Source organism: Salegentibacter maritimus, from assembly GCF_016236915.1.
Lineage (GTDB): Bacteria > Bacteroidota > Bacteroidia > Flavobacteriales > Flavobacteriaceae > Salegentibacter > Salegentibacter maritimus.
In genome coordinates this window covers 1-19574 of record NZ_JAEHOK010000028.1, presented here as the reverse complement: position 1 = coordinate 19574, position 19574 = coordinate 1, and the positions used below count along the sequence as shown (strand labels likewise).

Here is a 19574-nt window from a genome sequence, read left to right as displayed (position 1 = left end):
TTTTGGGGGTAAAGATACTATAATTTATGAGCTTTACTTTTTAAGAAGTTCCTAATTTACCTCCTTTTCAACAAAAACAAAACTCATTTTTAATCTTTGAATTTATATAAAAACTGAGGATGCTTAAATATTTGGCTTAGGTTAGCAAACAGAGTCACGTAATTACCGAATAAAGACTTAAAAGAATTACTTGAAAAATCTCGTAATAATAATAGTAGCATTGAAATTACAGGCTTATTAATTTACTTCCAGGGAATTTTTATCTATATTTTGAAGGAAAAGAAAAACAGGTAGATAGCTTGTATAGTAAAATAGCAAGAGACAAACGCCACAAAAATGTCATTGAAATAGACTCTGGATTTAGTGAGAAACGGACTTTTTCTAACTGGCCTATGACTTTTAAAAGTTAAAGAAAAATGAAGCTTTTACAATTCTAGGCTATAGAGATTTGGAGACCGACCATTTTTTTAAGAATAGCAAACTACCTCGGGGCAAGTCCACGAGACATTCGTTGGAAACAAATTTTTAATTTCGAAGCAAGCCTCGGGGTATTCCCCCCTTTGGCGGTGCCAATAAAAACCGAGATGAACAACCTGCGCTAAATTTATTAAAGAATTTTGTAAAAAATCTTTAAGCGAAGAAAACTGTAAACTAAAAATCCTCAGGCTGAACCTATTTCAACCTGAGGATTTTCTCCTTAATCACTTAGAAAACTTTAATACAAGTCTGCCAGTAATTATATCTCACGGTTTTTATCAAATCCTTCCAGATACTGAGCCACGCGTTGCACGAACTGGCCACCAAGTGCCCCGTTTACAACCCTATGATCGTAGCTATGCGATAAAAACATTTTATAACGAATTCCAATAAAATCGCCTTCCGGAGTTTCTATCACAGCCGGCACTTTTCTAATAGCGCCCAACGCAAGAATACCAACTTGTGGTTGGTTAATTATAGGTGTTCCCATAATACTACCAAATGTTCCTACATTGGTTACCGTATAAGTCCCCCCCTGAATATCGTCTGGCTTTAATTTATTTTGTCTCGCACGGTTTGCCAAATCATTAACCTTCTTAGCAAGTCCTACAAGGTTAAGCTGATCGGCATTTTTAATTACCGGTACAATTAAGTTACCATCTGGAAGGGCTGCTGCCATTCCCAGGTTTATATTTTTCTTCTTAATGATTTTATCACCATCAACCGAAATATTAATCAGCGGGAAATCGCGAATAGCCTTCGCCACGGCTTCCATAAAAATTGGGGTGAAGGTAAGTTTTTCGCCTTCTTTTTTCTGAAAATCATTTTTGTGTTTATTTCTCCAGTTCCAAATATTGGTAACATCTACTTCTATAAAAGATTGAACATGTGCCGAAGTTTGAACACTATCTACCATATGGTGTGAAATCATTTTACCCATACGGCTCATTTCTATAATCTCGTCTTCACCCGAACGAACCACCTTTTCGGACTCGGCGGTAGCACTGGCCATTTTTGAAGTATCTGCCGCCGGTGCTTGTTTTGTTGCAGACTTTTGTTGAGTTGAAGTACCTTTCTGCCTGTTTTCAACGTAAGCAAGAATATCGTCTTTAGTCACCCGATTATCTTTACCGGTTCCCTCTACTGTTTCCAACTCCTCAAGACTAATACCCTCTTCTTTGGCAATATTCTTCACTAGCGGAGAGTAAAACCTGGAAGATTCAGAAAAATCATTACTTCCTGCGGTTTCTTTTGCAGCTTCTACACTTTCAGCAACTTCTTCAGCATATTCATTTTCTTCTTCATCTTCAAGGTCAAGATCTATCTCATCATCATCGCTACCTGACGGAACTTCCCCCTCAGTTTCAATAATAGCTATAGTTTGACCTACCTGCACTACATCGTCGGCTTCAAAAAGTTTCTCCACCAAAGTACCTTCTACTTCACTAGGGACTTCACTATCTACTTTATCGGTTGCAATCTCCAATACAGGTTCGTCGGCATCAATAGCATCTCCTACCTCTTTTAACCAGTTGGTAATAGTTGCTTCGGCGACACTTTCGCCCATTTTTGGTAGCTTAAGTTCAAACTTTGCCATATCTTTATTAGAAAGCTTATTTTAAGGTTTATATTTGCGAATTTAATGAAATTTCAAGTTTAAAAGTATTAAAAAATCAATAAAATAAATTTTCATTCTATATTCCGTGTTCTAGAAACAAGATCCGCTTCTGGGTAAAATTACAATTTCAAAAGCTGAAACTAAATTTTTCAGTACAAATATTATCGATTAAGTGGAAGTTTTCGAGGATCCTGTCGCGTGTCAAAAACATTAAGAATCCTAATAAGAGCTTCATTCGGAACACTATAAAAATAGATTTATGCTTTGTTACCACACATTTATAAAAACTCTTTTCTTTTGAAAGTGCAGGAAAATGATAAGGATTTAATTAGCTCTATCGAATGCTTTAAGGTATTAAAGAAATTTTCACCAATTGTCTTGCTACAATTATTTTCAATATAATCAAGAATATTGTCTAGCTTTTTTATTACTGAAACAGCCCAAACAACTTCCCTTTTAGAAGCCATATTTAACTTTTACTCGTCTTGCAACTTCCTTATGAAAAACTCCTGCTACCCTAATTAAACTTTTTTCAGCATTTTAAATTCTTTCTTTTGCCAATCAGATATTAAATTTCACCCTTCAAGGTGATAATCGATTTGCGGTTGCTCAATACTTTAGGTTGATAAAAACCTCAATCAACTCCTGAATTCAAAGCAATTGAGCTTCATCAAGCTCCTCTAATTTTTCAATAATCGCTTTTTTTAATACTGAAATTTCCATCTGTTTATTTTTTAGCGCGAAGCTCACTTAAAGATATCAATTTTTGGTAGAATTTTCAAAAGGAACCCTGTTGGTAATACTTCTCCCTAAAGTAACCTCATCTGCATACTCCAGCTCGTCTCCCACTGAAATTCCGCGCGCTATAGTAGAGGTTCTTAGCTCTGTACCTTCCAATTGTCTGTAAATATAAAAATTGGTGGTATCACCTTCCAGGGTGCTGCTAAGCGCAAAAATTAGCTCTTCTACTTTCCCGGCCTGCACTTTTTCAATTAATGGCTTAATACTTAATTGTGAGGGGCCAATCCCGTCCATCGGACTTATCTTACCTCCCAGAACGTGGTAATGCCCCCGGTATTGATTGGTATTTTCAATAGCCATTACATCGCGAATATCTTCTACCACACAAATAATTTCTGAATTCCTGGCAGGATTGGCGCAAATAGCGCATAAATCTGTATCACTAATATTGTAACAGTTTTTACAAAGTTTTATCCCAGACCTAAGCCCGGTAAGGGCCTCTGTAAGTTGCTTGGTTTGCGACTCGGGTTGCTTAAGCAAGTGTAATACCAACCTTAAGGCAGTACGCTTACCAATACCCGGTAGCTGAGACATTTCATCTACCGCCTGTTCCAATAATTTCGAAGAAAAATCCATATTGCGAATTTATGACTTTTACGCGATATTAAAGATGTAAATGCCGAGGCTTAGCCTAATTGTAATGATATTTTTTGCTTTCGCCGCTTTAAGCAGCATCTTGAAGGGAGCTAAAGTTCCATTTTAAGGAAGTAGGTAAAAGTTTATGCTTAATTTGTAAATTCGTCCCTTTCTAAAATCACAAGCTATGCAGCCTTACCAGATTTTAATTTTAATAGCCGTTTATTTCGGACTTTTGTTTTTGGTCTCTTTCTTTTCGAGTAGAGCCGGTAGTAATGCCGAATTTTTCAGGGCCAACAGGCAGTCTCCCTGGTATATTGTAGCTTTTGGAATGATTGGTGCCTCGCTTAGCGGGGTTACTTTTATCTCTCTTCCCGGTACGGTTGCAACCGATAGTTTTAGTTATTTTCAAGTGGTTTTAGGTTATACTGTAGGGTATGCGGTAATTGGCCTTGTGTTACTACCGTTATACTATAGATTAAACCTTACCTCTATTTACTCCTACCTGGAATCTCGTTTTGGAAAATACTCCTATAAAACCGGGGCCTCATTTTTTTTATTATCCAGGATTGTAGGCTCTAGCTTTAGACTATTTCTGGTAGCCAACGTTTTACAACTTATCCTTTTTGATGAACTGGGGGTGCCTTATTACGCAACTGTATCTGCAACCATATTGCTTATTTGGTTATACACTTTTAGAAGCGGGATTAAAACGGTAGTCTGGACAGATACCTTGCAAACATTTTTTATGCTATTGTCCCTTGGTGCAACTTTAATTGTGGTTTCAGATGAATTAGGAATTACAGCAGGCAACATGATTAATCACCTTTCGGAAAGTGGCCTCACAAAAATCTTCTTTTTTGAAGATTGGAAAAGTAGCGACCATTTTGTAAAACAATTTTTAAGTGGAGCTTTTATTGCAATTGTAATGACCGGACTGGACCAGGACATGATGCAAAAAAACCTTACCTGTCGTAACCTGAAAGAAGCCCAAAAAAACATGTTCTCTTTCACCCTGGTGCTTACCATAGTGAATATGATGTTTCTTATTTTAGGAGTGCTTCTTAGTCAATACGCCGATTTAAGTGGAATAGACGCCATTAAAGATGAACTTTTCCCGGCCATAGCTACAGGCGGCGAACTGGGAATTGGTGTCGCCATTCTTTTTATCCTTGGTTTAATTGCTGCAGCTTATTCCAGTGCCGATGGCACTTTAACCGCGCTTACCACCTCATTTAGTATCGATATTCTAAATATTGAAAAACGCTATGAAGAGGCTAAACAAATGAAGATAAGAAAGCAAATTCATATTGTAATCTCACTGTTATTTATCGGCGTTATGTTAATTTTTAAATACGCCATAGCCGATAAAAGTGTGATCAATAAACTATTTGAATTTGCGGGTTACACCTACGGGCCACTACTTGGCCTATACACGCTTGGCCTTTTCACATCCATAAAAGTAAAAGATAAGCTTGTTCCGATTGTAGCTATAGTAGCTCCGGTTTTATCTTATATAATCAGTATAAACAGTCTGGTTTGGTTTGGCTTTGAATTTGGCTTCTTTATTCTAATTCTAAATGGATTTCTCACTTTATTAGGATTAATATTGATTCGTTCCAAGCATAATTAAAGTACAGGCAACTTCAAACTCAATATTATTATCTCTTAGAATATCGTAAAACTCAGGGTTTTCGGTTCCGGGATTAAAAATCACTCTATTAGGCTGTAAAGAAACAATATAATCGTAATATTCCTTCTGCCTGGGAGGGCCTAGATAAAGTGTAACCGTGTCTATGTCCCGAAACATAACTTTTTCGGTTTCAATTTTCACCCCTTCTACTTCTCCTTTTCTCAAGCCCAAAGCTACTGCCGGCTGGTTATATTTAACCAAGCGCTTAATCGCGATATTAGAATATCGTGCCGAATTTAAAGAAGCTCCCAAAACCAATGTTTTCTTTTGCATATCACAAACTTAAGATTTAGACCTAAGTGTAACAAAAATACTTGGTACGAGTCTTTTATTTAGAGAGGCTTGTTGGAATATAGATGTGATGGTTAGTAAACCGGCAAGCTTTTGATAGGCTGTCTGTAAGTTTTAGTTTGTTATTTCAGAAAAAACAATCTTTAAAAACGTGCAGATGGCCTTTTTTCAAAAAATATTTAAAAAAAGTGTAACATTTCATTTTTCACCTCGTCTTTTAAAGTAGAAGAAAGATCGAAATTTTGGAAGCTCAGGCTTATGTATTATGCAATGCAAAGTATAAGGCATAACAAAACAAACGGGGTCATTCATCAATCTAACATGGTAAGTTTCATTCATCAACAACCCGAAAATTACCAAAACAAATATTCATCTATTATGTATTACAAGGAATTATTCTAAACACACTAACCATCAAAATCAATCAAAAAATGAAACAGTTATTTTTAATTTTAACATTATGTATTAGCGGTTTAACCGCAATGGCCAATGAACCCATGGGAAAAATCTCAGGTTTAGTGCTGGATAATGATCTCAAAGAGCCCATCCCTTACGCAACTATTAGTATTACAGACAAAGAAGGAAACCTGGTATCGGGAAATACTTCTGCTGCCGATGGAACCTTCAGCATAGAAAAAATCCCCAACGGCACCTATACTTTTTCAGTGCAGTTTATGGGCTATAAAACATTTTCTAAAGAAATTAAGATTACCAAAGACCAGAAGACCTACAACTTTGGCAATATAGCTTTAGAACCAGACGTAGCTATGTTGGAAGGTGTAACCGTAGTTGCAGAGCGCACCACCATAGAACAACGAATAGACCGAAAAGTAATTAATGTTGGGAAAGATCTCACCACAACCGGGGCCAGTGCTTCCGAGATTATGAACAATGTACCTTCGGTGAATGTAGACCAGGACGGAAATATAGCACTTCGTGGAAATTCAAATGTGCGCATCCTAATAGATGGAAAACCTACCAATATGGATCCGGCCCAATTATTAAAACAAATCCCTTCAACTTCTATTAAAACTATAGAATTAATTACCAACCCTTCTGCCAAATATAACCCGGAAGGAATGAGTGGAATTATCAATATTGTACTTCATAAAAATGCAAAAGATGGTTTTAACGGAAATTTAAATACGGGCGTGACTATTGGTGAAAATACCAGGTATAACGGTTCTTTAGATTTAAACTATAGAAAAGGTAAACTAAATTTCTACGGAAATTTCGGAACACAGTTTGGAGACCGGGAAAACATGGGAAGAATAAACTTTACCGAAGATAATTATCGCCAGGCTTTTGACATTCTTAACTCCCGAGAATCTTATTTATATAAAGTTGGCGTAGATTTTTATATAAACGAAAAAAACACTTTTTCTTTCTATACCAATCAGAATCATTATAACGGCGGCCCACAGGGAGCCTTGCGAATTATTTACCCCAACAATCCACAAAGCAATTTAGCGCAAAACCTGGATTCTAATTACGATAATATTAATAGCACCTATAATTTTGCTTATGACCGGAAATTTAAAAAAGAGGGACATAAAATCCTGTTTGAATTAGACTACAACACCTTCGATGAAGATGAAAATTCTATCTTTAACTTTGAAGGAGATACCGAAGGCTTTACAGATTATCGTGACCATGTAAAAGAAACAAGGGAAAATTTTATCGCAAATATAGATTATGAAAATCCGCTTTCTGAAAATAGTAAATTAGAAATAGGCGCTGAAGCCCGTCTATTAGATACCGATAACGACTACACTACCAACAGTAGTTTATTTACCCCTGCAACTTATCAATATAAAAGGGATATTTACTCTTTTTACACAACCTATGGCCAAAATTTCGAAAAATGGTCTTATCAAATTGGTGCCAGGTTAGAAAACTTTAGTGTAGACGCAATTTATAATGGCGAACAGGTTTTTACAGACGATTACTTTAATATTTACCCCAGCGGATTTCTAAATTATACACCAAGTGAAACTAATTCCTATCAATTAAGCTATAGCCGAAGGGTAGATCGTCCGGGTTTTGGCCAGGTAAGCCCTATTCGCGAAATAAGTACACCAAGGCTAACTGTATCCGGAAACCCTGAATTAGATCCACAATTCACCAATTCCCTGGAATTTAATTATACCCGAAAATTCACTAAAAAAGGAAGTTTAACTACCGGAGTGTTCTTTAGAAATATTAACGATGAAATTAGCCAGGTCTTTATAGAAGATCCAACTGAAGAAGGCTCACTATTATTACAGTTTGAAAATTTTAAAGACAATAATGCCTATGGCCTTGAGCTTGGACTTAATTATAAATTTACCGATTGGTGGAGCACCAATACAAATTTTGAACTCTATAGCCAACAATTAAAAGGCGTAGTAGGCACCGATTACCTCGAAACCGATAACACTGCATGGACATTCAGATCTAACCATAGTTTTAAAGCCACCGAAAAATTAACTTTTCAATTATTTGGCTTCTATAGAAGCAAGGCCAAAAATCTACAAATGGATATGGATCCCATGTATTTTATAAATCTGGGAGGACGGTATTCTTTACTAAATGGTAAAGCCACACTTAGCCTGAATTTTAACGATGTTTTTAATACACAGGAATTTAGTTTTATCAACGGTCGCCCCTTACCACAAACAGGAAGGTTTAAGGGCGAAACCCAAAATGTATATGTAGGCTTTTCTTACCGCTTTGGCGGAGGAAAAAACCAGGCATTAAAAAGAAAGCAAAGAGACGACAACGAAGCAGATGGTGGTGGAATGTTTTAAGAATTCAGATAGTTTGTATTTTTGTTTTAATTAGCCAAAAAAAACCCGGTAGCAACTACCGGGTTTTTTACTTGTTTCTTCTTGTCCAAACTTTGAGCTAAAGCAACTATCTCATCAATAAAACAAAGTATTTAGGTAAGGCAGTATTTAAACCTCTACAGCATACATTTTATCGCGTTGCTCCTTAATCTTCTTATCGCTCATATACTCATCAAACGTGGTGTAACGGTCTATAGCCCCTCCCGGTGTTAATTCAATTACACGGTTAGCCACTGTTTGTGCAAATTCGTGATCGTGCGTAGTAAACAAAACAGTTCCTTTAAAATTCTTTAAAGAATTATTAAAAGCAGTAATAGACTCTAAATCAAGGTGGTTTGTAGGCTCATCCAGCATAACCACGTTAGCTCTCATCATCATCATTCGGCTTAACATACAACGTACTTTTTCCCCTCCTGAAAGCACCTTAGAAGTTTTTAAAGCTTCTTCGCCACTAAACAACATTTTCCCCAAAAAACCTCTAATATAAACCTCTTCCCTTTCTTCTTCTGTCTTAGCCCATTGTCTAAGCCAATCTACCAGGGTAAGGTCGTTATCAAAAAACGCCGAGTTATCTAATGGAAGATACGACTGTGAAGTAGTAACACCCCAGGAATATTTACCGGATACCGGTTCCTGCTTTCCATTTATAATTTCATAAAAGGCAGTAGTTGCTCTTGAATCTCTAGAATAAACCACCACTTTATCTCCTTTTGCAAGGTTGATATTTACATTTTTAAAAAGTGTTTCCCCCTCAATAGAAGCTTCAAGTTTTTCTACATTAAGAATCTGATCTCCCGCCTCGCGTTCTCGTTCAAAAATAATTGCAGGATACCTTCTACTTGAAGGCCTTATATCCTCAATATTTAATTTATCAATCATCTTTTTACGGGAAGTAGCCTGCTTAGATTTAGCTACGTTAGCGCTAAAACGCTGTATAAATTCCTGTAATTCTTTCTTTTTCTCTTCCGCTTTTTTATTCTGCTGTGCTCTTTGTCTGGCTGCTAATTGTGAAGATTCGTACCAAAAAGTATAGTTTCCGCTATAATGATTTATTTTTCCGAAATCAATATCTGAAATATGCGTACAAACAGCATCCAGGAAGTGACGGTCGTGAGAAACCACAATTACCGTATTATCGTAATTAGCTAAAAAATGCTCCAGCCACGAGATGGTTTCATAATCCAAATCGTTGGTAGGTTCATCCATAATCAGCACATCTGGATTTCCAAAAAGTGCCTGAGCCAAAAGCACCCTTACCTTTTGGGTTCCGTCAAGATCTTTCATTAAGGTAGCGTGGTATTGTTCCTTAATACCCAGGTTAGAAAGCAAGGAAGCGGCATCACTTTCGGCATTCCAACCATTCATTTCTTCAAATTCTACCTGCAATACTCCTACTCTTTCTCCATCGGCATCGCTAAAATCTTCTTTCATATAGATTTCATCCATCTCCTTTTTTATCCTGGCCAAAGGTTGGTTCCCTAAAATCACCGTTTCCAGTACCGGAGTATCATCATACAGGTTATGGTTTTGCTCCAGTACAGACATTCTTTTGCCCGGCTCCAGGCTCACATGACCAGAAGTTGGCTCAGATTTTCCAGAGAGTATATTTAAAAAAGTAGACTTTCCGGCGCCATTGGCTCCAATAATTCCATAGCAATTACCCTGGGTAAAAGTGGTGTTCACTTCATCAAACAAAACACGCTTGCCAAATTGAACCGAAAGATTTGATACTGAAAGCATAAAATTATAATTTGAAAATTTTTGCAAAAATAGCCAATCCCAAAGACTTATCTAAAGATTAACGTTTTTATTATTCTTTTAACTCCCGATTAACATTGGTAATGTATACCGCAAACTATATTTGTAGCTGCTACCAGGATTAGCGGCATCCCAAGTATTTAGCTCTTAACGATCTACATGAAATATTATTTACTTTTTTTTCTTATCGGAGTTATATTTTCTTTTGGTTGCAACAGTTCTAAAAAAGACCAAAAAGGAATTTTTATTGGAGGGCAAATTATGAACCCCAATAACCCTTATTTTGTTCTTTCTAAAGGCACTAAAACTATCGATACGCTTCTTTTGGATCAGAACAACCAATTTGGAAAAAAGCTAGAAAATTTAGAACCCGGAATATACAGTTTTACGCATCCGCCAGAAAACCAAATAATGTATTTGGAGCCCGGCGATAGTATTTTGGTTTGGCTAAACACTATGCAGTTTGATGAGTCCCTTAATTTTAGTGGGCCGGGATCTTCCAAAAGTAGTTTCCTTTTAGAAATGTTTCTAAGTAACGAGCAAAATAACGATATGATGCTCTCTTACTACAAAATTAATCCTACCAAATTTGCCGGCATCACAGACTCTATCAAGAAATCAAGAATAAATAAATTAAATACTTTAAATGAAAAAGAGCAATTTTCTGAGGCCTTTAGAGAACTTGCCTATAATACTATAAATTACGACTTCTATCACTTAAGGGAACGCTATACTTTTTTGGTAAAAAAATACTACAACGAATTAGCGCAGCAAATTCCTGATGATTTTAATAACTATCGAAAAGACCTAAATTTTAACAACAGCCAGCTCAAGGAATATTATGGCTATTTAAATTTTATAGAGGATCATTTAAGAACCCGGTCTATTGAGAATTGTCTGGATAATTTTGATACCAACTCTAATTGTTTTGAACTTCACTCTGTACCAAACATTCGCTATAGAATTAATCTCGCCGATTCTCTAATTGAAAAAGAAGAAATAAAAAGTATTTTTATAAATCGCCTGGCCATTCAAGGCATCACCTTTTCAGATAATGCCGAAAAAATTGATGGCATACTAAACATTCTTAAAGAAATTAAGTTTAATGGCGAAAAGTTACCCGCGCTACAGGAAATGGCAAAAATTCAAAAAAGATTATTACCGGGTAATAATATTGGAGAGTTACCTTTAATCAATTTTAAAGATGAAATGGTTCGGCTAAAAGACATTTCCAACAAACCCATTGTAACCTACCATTGGTCTCTAGACGTCCCCGAACATTACAAATGGCAGCACGATATAATTAGAAGCTTAAAAGAGAAGTACCCGGAACTTGAGTTTGTAGGAATAAATATTGACAAAGGTTCTAAGCAAGCCTGGAAAAATATAGTTAAGGCTTACAATATGGACCAGACCAGAGAATATAAACTAAGTACCATCGATATTGATATCAATTTACTTAAAAATTACCTTAACAAACTTATTTTCCTTGATTCCAGAGGCAACATAATTAATGGTAAAGCCCAGCTTAACACACCTAATTTTGAAAGGCAAATCCTGGAATTTTTAAATAATTAAAAAAGCTATTTAGAGAGTTCTAAGTTGAAAAGAACTCTCTAAATAGCCTTTCTTTTTAATATCAATCAAGAAATTTTACTGATTTCCTTTCTTATAGTCGGCAAGGAATTTTTCCAATCCAATATCTGTAAGTGGGTGCTTTAGCAAACCTTCAATAGAAGAAAGCGGCCCTGTCATAACATCGGCACCTATTTTAGCACATTCCAACACGTGCATGGTATGACGTACAGAAGCTGCAAGAATTTCAGTTTCAAAACCGTAGTTATCATAAATCAGCCTAATTTCAGCAATAAGGTTCAAACCATCTGTAGAGATATCATCTAACCTCCCTATAAATGGCGAAACATACGTAGCTCCGGCTTTAGCAGCCAATAAGGCCTGCCCGGCAGAAAATACCAAAGTACAATTGGTTTTAATCCCATTGTCACTAAAATATTTTATCGCCTTAACCCCTTCTTTAATCATAGGAACTTTTACAATAATCTGTTCATGCAATTCTGCAAGCTCCTCACCTTCTTTTACCATTCCTTCAAAATCGGTTGAGATCACTTCTGCACTTACATCTCCATCAACAATATCACAAATCTTTTTATAGTGTTTGTAAATATTATCCTTTCCGGTAATTCCTTCTTTCGCCATAAGAGACGGATTAGTTGTTACCCCGTCTAAAACGCCAAGTTCCTGAGCTTCCTTTATTTGGTCAAGATTGGCTGTATCAATAAAAAATTTCATAAGCTATATTTGTTTGTTAATCTTGTGTTCGCAAAGTTATAATTTATAATGCTTTAGCAGCATTTTTTCATAGACTTTATCGGGTAGAATTCTTTTTAGACCCACCGAAAACTTTTGCAGGGCCTCACCAATTTTATAATGCCCACGAGGATCTTTTTCCTGAATAATTCTATGTATCGCTTTAGCCATTATAAAAGGATCTTTTCCGGCATCAACATCATCGTTCATTAACTTCAGAGTATTAGCATACGGCTCTTTATACGGAGAATCTTCTAAAACAGGAGCATGGTAACGACCCGCAGCAATATTAGTTGCAAAATCTCCGGGCGCCACATTTGTCATTTTTATATTAAAATCTTTAATCTCCATTCTAAAAGCCTCGGTAGTAAGCTCTAGAGCACCTTTTGATGCCGAATAAATGCCGCGATAAGGCAAGCCCATATAGCCTGCAATGGAAGTAATATTTATAATCAAGCCAGTATTTTGCTTTCTCATTTGGGGCAATACGGCTTTAATCACTTTTATAGGTCCAAAATAATTGGTTTCAAAAGCCCTGGCAATCTCATCATCGGGAGTTTCCTCTATAGGACCTGTAATACCAACTCCGGCATTATTAATAAGCACATCCAGCTTACCTTCTTTAGCTATTATTTGGGCTACTGCCGCAGTAATTGTTTCTTTTTTGGTAACATCTAAAGCAAGCATCGTAAAGGGAGGGTTAGCTATTTTTGCCGGATTTCGGCTGGTACCATAAACCTTAAAATTATGTTTAGATAAGTATTCGCCTATAGATTTTCCAATCCCGGAAGAAGCTCCGGTTATAAGCACTACTTTTTGAGGAGATGCATTTGTTTTCATAGGCTGCAAAGATGCGATAAAATTTAGAACCTTCCAGAAACAAAAAATGGCAAGCTCCCCACATCACACCGCTACGACCGCTTACCCTTGCTGCGTTCCCGCCCTGGGGGATTCAGCAGGAGCTGGTTGTGTGGGACTTGCCGATGCAAATATACAATCTTTCCTCCTTTTCACAAGTATTTTTTATAGTGAATTGAGTATTTTAGCAATGTATTTAATGCAAAAGATCCATGAATAAATTTAAGTTCCTGTGCCTGTTATTATTAGGTTTATTTATTTTTTCCTGCGGAAGCAATTCTGATAAGAAATCTTCTTATTTTAAACTAAAAACTGAAGAAAATAAGTCCGAATTTCAAGTTGGACAAACCATTCGTGGATCTATAGAAAACCTAAAAGATCGCCAAATAGACTCTATTCGATTGTTTTTTCAGCAGAAATATTTAAAAACCCTTATTAGCGAGACATCTTTTACCGTAGCCCTGGAAAATCCCAGGTTAGGCCGCCAAAAATTAGAAGCCATTGTTTTTTCTGAAGGAGAAACCGACACCATTAGTGACAACTTTAAAATTTTAAACAATCAGCCCCCCAAAGCATATACTTATAAAATTATAAATAAATACCCACACAATAAACAAGCCTATACCCAGGGCCTCGAATTCTACCAGGACACTTTATATGAAAGCACCGGACAATATGGAAGTTCTTCTTTAAGAAAGCTAAACCTGGAAACCGGCGAAGTTTTAAATAAAATCATCCTTGAAGACCGCTATTTTGGGGAGGGACTTACTATTTTAAACAACAAACTTTACCTGCTTACCTGGCGCGAAAAAGAAGGTTTAATCTATAATCTTGATACTTTTAAGCAAACCGGGAGTTTCGCCTACAACCAAAGTAAAGAAGGTTGGGGCTTATGTAATGATGGGGAAAAGCTTTATAAAAGTGATGGTACCGAAAAAATTTGGATCCTGGACTCAGAAACACTTGCGGAAAAAGATTTTATTCAGCTAGCAACCAACACCAAAATTTATTCAAAATTCAATGAACTGGAATGGATTGAAGGAAAGATTTACGCCAATACATACCAATTTCCCAGTGTGACTATTATTAATCCTAAAAATGGAGCAATAGAAGGTGTGATAGATTTTAGAGGCCTTCGGGATGAATTAGGGAATTTGGAGAGCCTGGATCCCCAAAATCACGTTTTAAATGGAATTGCCTATAATCCCAACACCAAAAAGCTCTACGTAACAGGTAAAAATTGGGATACGCTTTTTGAAGTAGAAATAGTCGAAAAATAATGACGTCAACCCCAGAAATATTTGAGCAAAGTTTTTTGGTAGAAAAACGACATTTAGACGAGCAAAATCATGTTAACAATGTGCAGTATGTACAATGGGTGCAGGATATAGCTAAAGCACATTGGGAAGCCAGAGCCAACCAGAAGCAAAATCTACAATATTTTTGGGTGGTAATAAAACACGAAATAAACTATAAAAAACAAGCTTTTTTAGGTAATGAGATCCTGATACAAACCTATGTAAGTGAGACTTCCCATGTAAAATCCATCAGGCACGTAATTATAAAAAATGCCGAAACAAAAAAAGTACTGGTAGAAGCAAAAACCACCTGGGCACTTATGGACCAGGAAAAGAAGAGACCAACCAAAATTTCTGAAGAATTAAAAAGGATTTTTCAGCAGTAAACTACCCCCTGAAAAACCAAGAACGGTATATACAATTCCCAAATAAGCATCAATCTCTTAGCTAGGAAGTATAGGCTTAATTCTACCACTGCTATTTTCTTAAAAATTCAAGAAACATTCCTGATTTTTGTTTAATATTTTAAAATAAATATTAAACATTTCTATCTTTAAGAAAAACTTAAGCTATGGAAACAGTAAAAATAGTACTTCAACTAATTGTTGGCCTGGGAATACTTAACGTATGGTTGTTACGGTTTAACAAAAAAACCAGCTATCGGGGTGCAGAGGCCTCTAATATGAAAGCCGAATTCAAAGCCTACGGATTACCAGAGGCGTTGGTTTATTTGGTGGGCTTTATAAAAATCACTTTAGCCTTAATGCTCCTGGCAGGAATTTGGTTTAAATCCTTAGTAAATCCTGCTGCCATTGGGATGGCGGCTATGATGCTTGGAGCTATTGTAATGCATTTAAAAATAAAGGATAATTTTAAGCAAATTATTCCAGCTTTGAGCCTTCTTATAATTTGCCTGGCAATTATTTGGCTGTAAAAAAAAAAGACTGTCTGAAAAGTTCTTAAAATCGTCATCCTGAATTTCTTTCAGAGCCTGCCCCGAAATTTATTCGGAGATCTAAAGTATTGATAATCAAAACACCTTAGAAGCTAAAAACAAGTTCAGCTTGACGAAACTAGACATTTCAGACAGCCTATTTCAAATATAAGTTCTATGCTTTTTACATTTTAAAAAGCGGTCTATCCTGCATCATGGTTTTCACCTCTTGTTTAACGGCTTCCAACTCGCTATCATTATCAATATTGGTAATAACACGTTCAACAAACTCTACTATTTTAGGCATATCCTCTTCTACAAGTCCGCGGGTAGTAACCGCAGCCGTACCAATTCTAATTCCGGAAGTTACAAAAGGAGATTTATCGTCAAAAGGCACCATATTTTTATTTACGGTAATTTCGGCTTTAGTTAAGGCCTCCTCTGCTTCTTTTCCGCTTACATCTTTATTTCTAAGATCTATAAGCATACAATGGTTGTCGGTTCCGCCAGAAATAACTTTATATCCTTTTTCAACAAAACTTTGCGCTAATTTTGCAGCATTCTTTTTCATCTGCACGGCATAATGCAAAAACTCATCGGTAAGAGCTTCACCAAAAGCTATGGCTTTAGCGGCTATAATATGTTCTAAAGGCCCACCCTGATTTCCTGGAAAAATTCCGCTGTTTAATAGGGTAGACATTTTTTTAAGCTTTCCGTTTTTAAGTTTTTGACCAAAGGGATTATCAAAATCTTTTCCCATCATAATAATTCCACCACGCGGGCCACGAAGGGTTTTATGTGTGGTAGAGGTTACGATATGACAGTGTGGTATTGGGTCACTAATTAAACCTTTAGCGATTAAACCGGCAGGATGCGCAATATCAGCCATTAAGATAGCCCCTACACTATCTGCAATCTCTCTAAATCTTTTATAATCTATATCTCTTGAATATGCAGAAGCACCGGCAATAATCATTTTAGGCTGTTCTTTTTCTGCAATTTCAGCAACCTTATCGTAGTCTATAAGTCCGGTTTCTTTATCTACACCATAAAACACAGGGCTGTAAAGTTTTCCTGAGAAGTTTACAGGAGAACCATGAGTTAAATGCCCACCGTGAGACAGGTCAAAACCTAAAAATTTGTCTCCCGGGTTTAAGCAAGTATGAAAAACTGCAGTATTTGCTTGTGAGCCAGAGTGTGGTTGCACATTGGCATATTCGGCATTAAATAACTCTTTCAACCTATCTATGGCCAATTGTTCCACTTTATCAACCACTTCACAACCGCCATAATAGCGTTTGCCCGGGTAGCCCTCAGCATATTTATTGGTTAAAACAGATCCAGCAGCTTCCAAAACCTGTTCACTAACAAAGTTTTCACTGGCAATTAACTCAAGTCCATTAAGTTGGCGCTCTTTTTCTTCCGCTATTAAATTAAATATTTGGGTGTCTCGTTGCATCACAAAAGTTTACGTTAAATATTCCTCAAAAGTAATAAATACATTCGGTTAATAACAGGAAAATAATATATTTGAAATCATTAGATTTCTTAATAAAAACAGAAAAACATGCCTATTACAGCTAACGACCCAAATAGAAAAACCTGGTTGGAAACTTCGGAAACCACCGATTTCCCTATTCAGAATATTCCTTTTGGGGTATTCCTAACCCGGGACGATGTAATAACTATTGGCTCCCGTATTGGAGACTTTGCTATAGATCTTGGTGCTTTGCACCAGTTGGGTTATTTTGATGGAATTCCGTTAACCGACGATATATTTTTACAGGATACGCTTAATGATTTTATTTCTGACGGAAAAAAAACCTGGCGCCTGGTTCGTAACCGAATTGCTGAAATTTTTGATGCGAACAATGAAAAATTAAGAGACAATCAGGAACATAGAAACCGCGTTCTTTTTACGCTTGATGAGATTGAAATGCAAATGCCGGTTCAGGTTGGCGATTACACCGATTTCTACTCAAGCAAAGAACATGCTACCAATGTAGGAACTATGTTTCGCGATCCAGATAATGCCTTATTACCAAACTGGCTACATATTCCGGTAGGTTACCACGGCAGGAGTTCTTCTATTATACCTAGCGGTATTCCTGTTCACAGACCAAAAGGACAAACCAAACCAAAAAATTCTGACACTCCTGTTTTTGGACCATCAAAAAGAGTAGATTTTGAGGTAGAAATGGCTTTTATTACTACTGATGCCAACCCACTTGGTGAACCAATCCCAATCGATGAGGCCGAAGAATATATCTTTGGAATGGTATTATTTAACGACTGGAGTGCAAGAGATATACAAACCTGGGAGTATGTACCTTTAGGTCCGTTTTTGGCCAAGAATTTTGCATCTTCCATCTCTCCCTGGATTGTTACTTTAGATGCACTGGAACCTTTTAGAACAGAAGGCCCAAAACCAGAAAAAGAATTATTCCCTTACCTGCAAAGTACAGGAAAGAGAAGCTTTGATATTAATCTTGAGGTTTCCTTGAAGCCCGAGAATTCTGAAGAGAACCTATTGGCAAAAACTAATTTCAAGAATATGTATTGGAATATGAGTCAGCAGCTAGCCCACCACACCGTTAACGGTTGCCCGGTAAATTCTGGAGATATGATGGCTTCGGGAACCATTTCGGGAAAAACCCCAGATAGTTATGGCTCTATGCTAGAACTCACCTGGAAAGGCGAGAAACCAATTAAGCTTAAAGATGGTAGTGAACGTAAATTTATTGAAGACCACGATACCATTATTATGCGTGGGTATTGCGAAAGCAAAGGCCGAAGAATAGGTTTTGGAGAGGTAAGCAGCAAATTACTTCCCGTATTTGAGCCTAAGAAAAAATAGATTTCTTACATCTAATTTATAAAAAAAGCTGTTTGAAAAGTTATTTTAACGTCATCCTGATTTCTATGACACTTGCAAGTTATTATTATATATTTTTTGATTTTTTATGATGGCAAAAATTCTATGAATGATCTTATTTCTTACAGCATTTAAGACGCTCATTTTGTTTTTGCCTTCATTTACCTTTCGATGGTAATATTGTTTTAAATCAGAAGGCAATTGGATCGCCCTCATGGCTGCTAAATGCAGTATTTTCTTAATGCCTTTATCTGCATAGATAGAAACCGATGCCCTACCAAAAACAGAAGTTCCTGAACTTTTTGAAAATGGCGCCACTCCAGCATAACAGGCAAATTTACGAGGATTTGTGATCGATTTAAATGCATTTGTTTTAATCAACATATTCCACGATAAAATAGGACCTACTCCAGGAATAGCACGTATTAAATGGTATTGGTGCTTCAATACACTATTGTGCTCAATAACCTCAATTATTGATTTGTCGGTTTGTTTTATTTTTTCAGTTAGTAATTGAATAAGTTCAGCTCCGTGCTCTTCCAGTTGCGGCAAGTCAAGATCTGCAATCAGTAGGTTTTCTTTGTTTTTTGCTTTGAGTTGGGCTCTTTGCTTAATTAACAGGTTCCTATGGGATATAAGTGCTTTCAGCTTTTCTATTCCCGGTTCTGGTTTTTGATGTGGTTCGAGTTCTGTGTGGTTTTTTTCCAGGAATTTAGCAATACGGAAGGCATCTATAATATCATCTTTTCCTCTGGTGAGTCCAATACTTTTGTGTAAATGCAAAGGATTTACTTCGTAAAAAACGATATTTAAAGAGGTTAAGACTTCAATAATCTTACGGCCATATCGCCCCGTATTCTCAATACAGACTTTTAAACTTTGTGGCTTTGAGCCACTAAAAAAAACTTTTATAGCTTTTTTGTTGTTATCAATACGTTTGGCCAGTTTCTTCTCACCTTTTATAGAACAAATATCCAATGTGTTTTTACTGATATCAATACCTACAAAAGTCAATGAATTTTTCATAATTTTGGTTTTAGTTATGAATGGATTAAATTAAATAGGACTCAATTCCTTAATAATGGGCTTTTAATCCCGAATTTCTATTTGAGTTACTATTTAGGGAAAGAGTAGGTACTGAATCAGCATATAGCTCTTTTAACTGGAACTTGTTATAGTTAGCCTACTCTTTTTTAATCCTTAATTTACACAAATTTTACTCTTGCAAGTCTAAAGGAA

15 protein-coding genes, 1 other RNA gene and 1 pseudogene are annotated in these 19574 nt (G+C 36.4%); 8 read left to right on the top strand and 9 right to left on the bottom strand.

The window, feature by feature from the left end; all coding sequences use genetic code 11:
• Positions 1-177: 177 nt before the first annotated feature.
• Positions 178-410, top strand: a pseudogene (locus tag I6U49_RS17305) (BLUF domain-containing protein); the annotation flags it as partial.
• 326 nt (positions 411-736) lie between these two features.
• Here the strand turns inward: I6U49_RS17305 and I6U49_RS15225 are convergent.
• Positions 737-2074 (bottom strand): dihydrolipoamide acetyltransferase family protein, encoded by a 1338-nt coding sequence (locus I6U49_RS15225; protein ID WP_198629480.1) that lies wholly within the window; start codon positions 2072-2074, stop codon positions 737-739.
• A gap of 780 nt (positions 2075-2854) precedes the next feature.
• A complete protein-coding gene (gene recR / locus I6U49_RS15220; RefSeq protein ID WP_193710969.1) occupies positions 2855-3472 on the bottom strand; it encodes a recombination mediator RecR in 618 nt (205 codons plus the stop codon).
• A gap of 187 nt (positions 3473-3659) precedes the next feature.
• Here recR and I6U49_RS15215 point away from each other — a divergent pair, with 187 nt between their 5' ends.
• Positions 3660-5105: a sodium:solute symporter gene (locus I6U49_RS15215; RefSeq protein ID WP_193710970.1), complete on the top strand. Its 1446-nt coding sequence runs from the start codon at positions 3660-3662 to the stop codon at positions 5103-5105.
• Here I6U49_RS15215 and I6U49_RS15210 read toward each other — a convergent pair.
• Entirely contained in the window at positions 5076-5438 is a 363-nt protein-coding gene (locus I6U49_RS15210) for a CoA-binding protein (protein WP_198629479.1), read from the bottom strand. The genes I6U49_RS15215 and I6U49_RS15210 overlap by 30 nt on opposite strands.
• Before the next feature lie 449 nt (positions 5439-5887).
• Here I6U49_RS15210 and I6U49_RS15205 point away from each other — a divergent pair, with 449 nt between their 5' ends.
• Positions 5888-8245, top strand: a complete 2358-nt coding sequence (locus tag I6U49_RS15205) for a TonB-dependent receptor domain-containing protein (protein ID WP_198629478.1) — start codon at positions 5888-5890, stop codon at positions 8243-8245.
• Between the two features lie 147 nt (positions 8246-8392).
• Here I6U49_RS15205 and I6U49_RS15200 read toward each other — a convergent pair whose 3' ends face one another.
• Positions 8393-10024: an ABC-F family ATP-binding cassette domain-containing protein gene (locus I6U49_RS15200; protein WP_198629477.1), complete on the bottom strand. Its 1632-nt coding sequence runs from the start codon at positions 10022-10024 to the stop codon at positions 8393-8395.
• A gap of 177 nt (positions 10025-10201) precedes the next feature.
• Between I6U49_RS15200 and I6U49_RS15195 the strand changes: the two genes are divergently transcribed.
• The gene (locus tag I6U49_RS15195; protein ID WP_232804742.1) at positions 10202-11620 is read left to right on the top strand and encodes a TlpA family protein disulfide reductase; all 1419 of its coding nucleotides are present in this window, start codon (positions 10202-10204) and stop codon (positions 11618-11620) included.
• 75 nt (positions 11621-11695) lie between these two features.
• On the opposite strand, the gene fsa is transcribed toward I6U49_RS15195, so the two are convergent.
• From fsa to ffs, 3 genes are all read right to left on the bottom strand, one after another.
• Positions 11696-12352, bottom strand: coding sequence for a fructose-6-phosphate aldolase (gene fsa / locus I6U49_RS15190; protein ID WP_193710974.1), 657 nt, complete (start codon positions 12350-12352; stop codon positions 11696-11698).
• Positions 12353-12388: 36 nt separating this feature from the next.
• A complete protein-coding gene (locus I6U49_RS15185; protein WP_198629476.1) occupies positions 12389-13210 on the bottom strand; it encodes an SDR family oxidoreductase in 822 nt (273 codons plus the stop codon).
• 44 nt (positions 13211-13254) lie between these two features.
• Positions 13255-13353: signal recognition particle sRNA small type (ffs, locus tag I6U49_RS15180), an RNA gene on the bottom strand.
• 87 nt (positions 13354-13440) lie between these two features.
• Between ffs and I6U49_RS15175 the strand changes: the two genes are divergently transcribed.
• The 3 genes from I6U49_RS15175 to I6U49_RS15165 all read left to right on the top strand — a co-directional run bounded on the left by I6U49_RS15175 (position 13441) and on the right by I6U49_RS15165 (position 15460).
• The gene (locus I6U49_RS15175) at positions 13441-14508 is read left to right on the top strand and encodes a glutaminyl-peptide cyclotransferase (RefSeq protein WP_198629475.1); all 1068 of its coding nucleotides are present in this window, start codon (positions 13441-13443) and stop codon (positions 14506-14508) included.
• Positions 14508-14912, top strand: a complete 405-nt coding sequence (locus I6U49_RS15170; RefSeq protein ID WP_198629474.1) for an acyl-CoA thioesterase — start codon at positions 14508-14510, stop codon at positions 14910-14912. The genes I6U49_RS15175 and I6U49_RS15170 overlap by 1 nt, the downstream gene beginning before the upstream one ends.
• Before the next feature lie 185 nt (positions 14913-15097).
• Positions 15098-15460 (top strand): DoxX family protein, encoded by a 363-nt coding sequence (locus I6U49_RS15165; RefSeq protein ID WP_198629473.1) that lies wholly within the window; start codon positions 15098-15100, stop codon positions 15458-15460.
• A gap of 184 nt (positions 15461-15644) precedes the next feature.
• Here I6U49_RS15165 and I6U49_RS15160 read toward each other — a convergent pair whose 3' ends face one another.
• Positions 15645-16919, bottom strand: coding sequence for a serine hydroxymethyltransferase (locus I6U49_RS15160; RefSeq protein ID WP_198629472.1), 1275 nt, complete (start codon positions 16917-16919; stop codon positions 15645-15647).
• A gap of 108 nt (positions 16920-17027) precedes the next feature.
• Here I6U49_RS15160 and fahA point away from each other — a divergent pair, with 108 nt between their 5' ends.
• Positions 17028-18317 carry a fumarylacetoacetase gene (fahA, locus tag I6U49_RS15155; RefSeq protein ID WP_198629471.1) on the top strand — a complete coding sequence of 430 codons (1290 nt, stop codon included), beginning with the start codon at positions 17028-17030 and terminating at the stop codon, positions 18315-18317.
• A gap of 63 nt (positions 18318-18380) precedes the next feature.
• On the opposite strand, the gene I6U49_RS15150 is transcribed toward fahA, so the two are convergent.
• On the bottom strand, positions 18381-19361 hold the full coding sequence (locus I6U49_RS15150) for an IS110 family RNA-guided transposase (protein ID WP_198627550.1): 981 nt from the start codon (positions 19359-19361) through the stop codon (positions 18381-18383).
• Positions 19362-19574 lie beyond the last annotated feature (213 nt).